This window comes from Amycolatopsis oliviviridis (assembly GCF_014654365.1).
GTDB lineage: Bacteria > Actinomycetota > Actinomycetes > Mycobacteriales > Pseudonocardiaceae > Amycolatopsis > Amycolatopsis oliviviridis.
The window spans coordinates 22,436-28,435 of record NZ_BNAY01000021.1 but is presented as its reverse complement, the minus strand read 5'-3'; the positions used below and the strand labels follow the sequence as shown (position 1 = coordinate 28,435).

The 6,000-nt window shown below is 67.2% G+C and carries 10 protein-coding genes; 5 read left to right on the top strand and 5 right to left on the bottom strand.

Annotated features, from left to right (window positions below):
- Positions 1 to 110 precede the first annotated feature (110 nt).
- The 3 genes from IE302_RS42440 to IE302_RS42430 all read left to right on the top strand — a co-directional run bounded on the left by IE302_RS42440 (position 111) and on the right by IE302_RS42430 (position 1,735).
- Entirely contained in the window at positions 111 to 548 is a 438-nt protein-coding gene (locus tag IE302_RS42440; RefSeq protein WP_191260126.1) for a DUF6292 family protein, read from the top strand.
- Between the two features lie 36 nt (positions 549 to 584).
- Positions 585 to 1,046 (top strand): hypothetical protein, encoded by a 462-nt coding sequence (locus IE302_RS42435; protein ID WP_191260125.1) that lies wholly within the window; start codon positions 585 to 587, stop codon positions 1,044 to 1,046.
- A 221-nt stretch (positions 1,047 to 1,267) separates the two neighbouring features.
- Positions 1,268 to 1,735 carry an SRPBCC family protein gene (locus IE302_RS42430; protein WP_191260124.1) on the top strand — a complete coding sequence of 156 codons (468 nt, stop codon included), beginning with the start codon at positions 1,268 to 1,270 and terminating at the stop codon, positions 1,733 to 1,735.
- Between the two features lie 146 nt (positions 1,736 to 1,881).
- Here IE302_RS42430 and IE302_RS42425 read toward each other — a convergent pair whose 3' ends face one another.
- The 4 genes from IE302_RS42425 to IE302_RS42415 form a co-directional block, all read right to left on the bottom strand.
- Positions 1,882 to 2,424 (bottom strand): 2'-5' RNA ligase family protein, encoded by a 543-nt coding sequence (locus IE302_RS42425; RefSeq protein WP_229908371.1) that lies wholly within the window; start codon positions 2,422 to 2,424, stop codon positions 1,882 to 1,884.
- Positions 2,425 to 2,435: 11 nt separating this feature from the next.
- Positions 2,436 to 2,555, bottom strand: coding sequence for a DUF5914 domain-containing protein (locus IE302_RS43005; RefSeq protein ID WP_005158838.1), 120 nt, complete (start codon positions 2,553 to 2,555; stop codon positions 2,436 to 2,438).
- A 241-nt stretch (positions 2,556 to 2,796) separates the two neighbouring features.
- Positions 2,797 to 3,942 carry a hypothetical protein gene (locus tag IE302_RS42420; RefSeq protein ID WP_191260123.1) on the bottom strand — a complete coding sequence of 382 codons (1,146 nt, stop codon included), beginning with the start codon at positions 3,940 to 3,942 and terminating at the stop codon, positions 2,797 to 2,799.
- A gap of 72 nt (positions 3,943 to 4,014) precedes the next feature.
- Entirely contained in the window at positions 4,015 to 4,278 is a 264-nt protein-coding gene (locus IE302_RS42415) for a hypothetical protein (RefSeq protein WP_229908369.1), read from the bottom strand.
- Positions 4,279 to 4,563: 285 nt separating this feature from the next.
- Here IE302_RS42415 and IE302_RS42410 point away from each other — a divergent pair, with 285 nt between their 5' ends.
- Positions 4,564 to 5,124: a hypothetical protein gene (locus tag IE302_RS42410; RefSeq protein WP_191260122.1), complete on the top strand. Its 561-nt coding sequence runs from the start codon at positions 4,564 to 4,566 to the stop codon at positions 5,122 to 5,124.
- Positions 5,125 to 5,206: 82 nt separating this feature from the next.
- Here IE302_RS42410 and IE302_RS43150 read toward each other — a convergent pair whose 3' ends face one another.
- A complete protein-coding gene (locus IE302_RS43150; protein ID WP_268246808.1) occupies positions 5,207 to 5,344 on the bottom strand; it encodes an alpha/beta hydrolase in 138 nt (45 codons plus the stop codon).
- A gap of 129 nt (positions 5,345 to 5,473) precedes the next feature.
- Here IE302_RS43150 and IE302_RS42400 point away from each other — a divergent pair, with 129 nt between their 5' ends.
- Positions 5,474 to 5,914 carry a hypothetical protein gene (locus IE302_RS42400; protein ID WP_191260121.1) on the top strand — a complete coding sequence of 147 codons (441 nt, stop codon included), beginning with the start codon at positions 5,474 to 5,476 and terminating at the stop codon, positions 5,912 to 5,914.
- The last annotated feature ends 86 nt before the right edge of the window (positions 5,915 to 6,000 follow it).

Genomic DNA, 6,000 nt, shown 5'->3' with positions numbered 1-6,000 from the left:
CGGCTCCGAGACCGATCGCAAGGAAATCCAGGCCTGAGCGCCGTGTCCGTGGTGGGACCGGCCGATCACCGGTCCCACCACGGGCAGTCGTCGAAGAAAGGACACTTCTGTTGACCGCGTCGCTCACCGCGCCGGCCCGGAACCCCGCTCTCGCCGCCCTATGGGGCTACCTCGCCGAAGTCACCGACGCCCTCGGCATCGGCCTCGAATCCTGCGTCGTCGACTGCGACAGCCCCGTCTCGGCCTACATCGCCCTCGACGGCAGGCTCCCCGGCCACCCCGACCGGGACGTAGCCCTGCTCTGGGACGAAGTCCACGGCTGGGCGATCGCCATCGAAACCCACTCCGGCGAAGACCTCATCGTCGTCTGCTACCTCGGCGGCAAGACCATCGCCCCGACGGCGGCCCGGGTCGCCCGGTTCGTCCGAGCCCTCCGCTCGGGCGATCGCTACGTCGGACAGCTCACGCCGCCGTCACACCGCGGCGCCACCGGCCACACCGACCTCGAACTGGCGCTCGGCCGTCGCACTCGGACGACCGGCCGCTGAACCACGCCGAGCCGGGACAGAACCAAGGGGAACACGATGCCGAACGAGTCCTCGGTGACCGGGTACCTGGACGAGGTGAACGCGGCCTTGACCGCGCTGACCGAGACACTGGAAACGGACCCGGGCGACGCGGAACTGCTCGACGCCGTCTGCGCTCAAGCGGTGCGGGCGATCCCCGGCGCGGATCTGGCCAGTGTCACCGCGATCCACACCGGCAGCCCGCGGACCGCCGCCAGCACCGACGACCGCGCCGTGGAGATCGACCGCGCCCAGTACGCCCTCAGAGACGGCCCCTGCCTGGAGGCCGCCTTAGCGGCGAGATCGTCCGGCTCTCGGTGCAGACCGCAGACCGGAAATGGTCCGATTTCGCCGCCACGGCGCGGAAAAACTCCCGGGGAAACCCTGCCGTTCGCGGGAAAGTGGCCAAGCCGACCGTATGAGCCGGACACGAGCACTCTTTGCAGGGAACTCGTATTCCGGTGGGCCCCGCACACGTAGGTCGTGTCATCGAAATGGAGCGCGCGGGGAATGTCGCGCTCACTTCGCCGATCGCGGTGTACCCACTGAAGGTCCTGATGACGAGTGGATCCCGGTCGATCGATCCTTCGTCCCGATCGTCGCCGGCGACAAGGTTCGGCGACGACTTCCCTGGTTTCGATCGGACATGGCGGGGTATCAGGAGGCGGACACGAAACAGGCCAGCCCCAAGGAGGCGCTTGATGAGCACGATCACCAAGTCCGTCGACGTCGAGGCGCCGGTCACCGACGTCTACAACCAATGGACCCAATTCGCCGATTTCCCTCACTTCATGGAAGGCGTGGAACGGGTCGAGCAGCGTGACAACACCCACACACACTGGACGATCACCGTTGCAGGCGTCTCCAGGGAATTCGACGCCACCATCACCGAGCAGCACCCGGACGAACGCGTCGCGTGGAAGTCCGACGACGGCCCGAACCACGCAGGCGTCGTCACCGTGCATCGCCTTGACGACCACCAGACCCGGGTCACCGTCCAGATGGATATCGATCCCGAGGGATTCGTGGAGAACGTCGCCGACAAGCTCGGCATTCTCGACCGCCGTGTCCAAGGCGACCTCGACCGCTTCAAGACCTTCCTCGAAAACCGCGGCGGCTCCGAGACCGGAGCCTGGCGCGGCGACGTGCAGCGCCCTGGTCAGTCCTAGTCCCTTTCAGACCACCTCACCGCACCAGGGTCGCTGCCCGACCACATGGTGAGGAGGACGGCCGGTTCTCCCGACCCAGGCCGTTTGCACACGATGTGGCCGGCCCCCGACACGGGGCCGGCCACATCGTCCGAAGTCCGAAACGCCTAGACGGGCACGGTTCCCGAGAACTCGTGCCTGCTGATCGGTTCCCAAGGGCCACCGAGGTAACGCCAGACGGCCAGGCCGGTCACCCTTGCCGTGCTGGGCGTGATCTCCTGCCGGAGGGTCGCGAGGGTAGCCGCGGCGGTGGCGGCGCCGACCTTGTTCTGGACCGTGACATGAGGCTTCAAAGGTTGCCTGTCCTGGGGTGTGAGCCAACGGAGCCATCGGCTTCGCAGGACACTGTGGACGGAAACCAGCTCGGGCGAGTCCAGCGCGAGCGCGACCCCGCGCCCCAGCGAACGGACCCCGGTCACCGCCAGAGTGAACCGGCTTGTCTCGCCGGCCAGTACGGCACAGTCCGCGCCGACCGAGTCGAGATGTTCTCCAGGAAGAGCATGGAAAAGCGTGATGTGCGCTCCCACCTGGAGCCGGTCCGGCGGAAACCAGGTGCGGCGCAACCAGTCCCAGTACTCCTGGGTATCCGCATCGACCGTGGCGGTGACCACCAAGGGCCGCCCGGCCACGTCAGCTGGAATCCGCGACACGAAGGGGTCCTTCACTTTCGGCCGGTTCTCAACGCATAACGACGTTCAGCGTAGGCGAGATCGTCCCGCCAGAGCCAGGCGGACGCCCGGCGCAGAAGAGGGCGTAAGACCGGCGCGATCCTGGTGGCCATCGCGAAACCGGCCGGTCGGACGTGGCGATGGTCGCAACGCCCGGAGCACTCGACGCCTGAAGTCCACTGTGGCTCTCCTGCCCGACGACAACGTCCACGACAGTCATTCTCGGGCCGCTGAAGCGATACCGCAACGCTTCGACAGCGGACCGGGTGTTCACAGACTCGAGTGTCGGCAGGGCGAACATGTCGGACAGTTCAGCTCGTGCGGACTCCGGGCGTGCCCGAGTTTCGCGGTCGCTTACTGGTCCCTGGCCGAGTTTTGCGCGGAGAGGTTCCTGTTCGTGGGCCTCCGGTGTTCTTGCCGGCGCTGGTTTCGTTCCTGACGTTCCTGCTCGCGGCGGCTGTAGGTCGCGCTGCGCACGGTCTCTTCGTCTTCCAGGCTCGACCCCAAGGCGCCGGCGACGATGCCGACCGAGCTGCACAACCACACCAGGTTCAGGTACGAACCCACCCCGACCGAGTGCCCGAGCGTCTGGGCGAGATAGCCGCTGTCGATCAGGACAGCCGCCGCGAGCAACGCGAGCACGAACAGGATCGCGTACATGCACGCCACTCCGATCGCCAGCGTGGTCACCGTGGAAACGTTGTACAGCAGCGCTTTGCGTCGCTCGGCGGCTTCGGAAGGCCGGTCCCAGAGGTGGTTGTACACCGTCAGCCACACCGTCATGATCAGGACGGTGACCACCATGATCGCTGTCAGCCTCAGCGGGGGCAACGCGTCCGCGAGCTTCCAGAACGAACTGGTGATGATGCCGTAGGCCGCGGTGCCCGCCGCCGCCGCGGTGGCGCCCGCGAGGTGCGGGACGAGCCGCCACGGACGGTTGTCCCGGACCATTCCGGCCAGCAGCCGCAGCCGGCCACGAAGTCCGACCAGGGCGACGTGTGTCGCGGACGGCGTACGGTCATCGGCCAGGAACTGCGTGGGGGCCAGCACCTCACGCCACCGTGCCACAGCACCCTGCCCGCCGTGATCCCCGGACCGCCGCGATATCAACTGCCGCACAACGCGAACCAGTAACGCCCGTACTCGGCGCCGCACCAGGACTGCGCCCAGCGCGGGCAGCGAGATCATCGCGACACCGTGCTCGGCGTCGACACCGGCGACGATGGGTTTCGTCCCCGCACGCCGAGGCAGGTCGGTGACCAGCACCAGCAAGTCCCAGCCCCGGCCCTGACGATGCTGCTCCGACAGCGTGCGCATCGGGATGTCACCGTCTTCGTTCAGCGGCAACTGGTCGACCTGGTGCTCCACCCGCCATCGTGTCCGCCCACTCACCAGAGCGGCGAAAGTTTCCGGTAGCTCGTCGACGATGGTGGTGATCACCTGCTCCGGCAGGCCTTCGTCGGCCAACACCCCGACGGCCACCTGGTGCGGCGCCTCCATGTGGTTTCACCTCTCCTCAGCACCCGGTTTCCCCGACGGGTGCCGGCCAAACCAGCCGGGCCGGGCAGGGCGTCAGAGGGGAAGCGCGGGATGCCGGGAGGTCGCGACGCGGTAGGCCCGTGCCGGTGGCGTGCCCCGCCGTTCCCGGCGTGCCCGCGCGACCAGCACCAGCAGCCATGCCACCCCGATCGCCGCGATCAGGCCCTGCCCCACCCAGGTCAGCGTCGTGTACAGCCCGACCTGTGCACCGGTCGGCGCCGCAGGCAGGCCACGGGCCAGCAGTTCGTACTGCCACGACTGACCGGTCAGCAGAAGCGTGGCGTAGAGGGAAATCACGGACGTCGAGTCCCACAGCGCGTGCCTCCTGCGGTTCGTTCGATCTCTGCGGAGGTCAGCATCGGGCAGTGTGGGCGGGCGGCGCATCAGCCCGCCAGGCCCGATATCGAGCGTAGTTGTCGACCCGTCAGGCCAGTCCTCAGCTGGCGGCTGTCTCCCGGCGGTCCCCACGATCACCCAGCTCATCCACACTTTCGGACCCGGCAGTGTAAGCATCCGCTGACCTTCAGGGGCACAGGTCGCGAACCCCCACTGCTGGAGCCATCTTCGGCTACGCTGCCGTTCGTGCCCGAACAGACATGGCCCGCCGATCCTGAGACGCCCGTCATCGAATACCGGACCGGCCGGTGGGCGTTCATCGGCGGGCTGGCCCTGTTCGTCGTCTTCGGGTTGGCCGCCGTCTTCCCGGACGTCGGGCATCCGTCAGCTTCATCGAGAGCGAAGAACATGCCTCCGGCCGCCGCGTCATTTCTCTTCGGCGCGCTCGCGCTGAGCGGCCTGATGGTCATGATCGGCTCCGTCCCCCGCATGCACCGCTTCGCCGTCGATCAACGGGGACTATGGTGGCGAGCCGGTCGCAAAGCCGATCTGATCGCATGGGAAGAGCTGCGCGCCGTACGCGGACGGGAACCGCGCCCGCCGGTCAAAGGCGCCCCGAACTCGAAACCCGTACTGCCGGCCCTGGTGTTCACCCCTGCGGACGGCCGTTTCACGCTCCGCCACAGTGCGCTGGTGAAACCCCTGCCCGATGCTAAAACGGAAGTGGAACTCAGACTGCCGAACTTCGCCACGGTCCGGCAGCTGACCCAGGAAATCACCAGAGTCCGGCCGGACCTGCTCCACTGACGCCAGGCAGCCCGGCCGCGGTGTCGAGCCACCGCAGCAGGTCGAACTGCCGTGCGGGCATGGTCAAGGCAGTGGTGACCGGTCACGATTCCGCGGCGCAAGCGCGATCCCGTTCCGGACGCTCGCCGGTGGCCAGAAAGGCCGTGACTGTGTCGTTGGCGCACATGTTCTTCGTCGACGACCTGGATCGATGCGACCATTGCCCTCTCTGACCGGACAAGCGCAGTCAGCGTTCCTCGACGACATGCTCCGCATCACTACGCCCGCAAAACCACAGAGCCCTGCTCATGGATCCACCCCGGCCCCCCGGCCTCGACCTCAGACTGGATCCGGAGGCCTAGAGGCGCGATTGCGCGCGTTCGAGGAGGGTCGGGCCGCGTCAGTCGTCGCCGCGCTGTCGACCGCAGCCGAACGCGGACGTGCCGAGCATACCCTGAGCAAGTTCGCTTCCGTACTTGGCGACAACCCGAGATCTGTCAAGAAGTTCGTCAACACCTTTAGCCTGCTGCGTTCGATCCGATTCCTCGAGGACTCCGATGTCGCCCCGGACACTCTGGCCCTGTGGTCGCTTGTGGTGGTCCGGTGGCCCGAAGTCGCTCACCACCTGTCGGCACATCCGGTCGCCGTGGCAGGGATCCTCGAGCCGCTGTGGTGCGCCGGTCACTTCCCGGAACGGCTGCGCGCCGCGGCGGCATCGGAAGACCTGCGCACGATCATCCGGGCCACCGACGGCGGACCACTTACCGCGACCCTCATCCGGAAATGTTGCGGCGCACCCCCTCGTCCCTGACCTTAGTCGTGCTGCCAGCCTGAATATGAGGTACTTGAGCCGCGAAGTGACACCCAAGAGCTCAAACCCGTTGAGGTGAATACCGA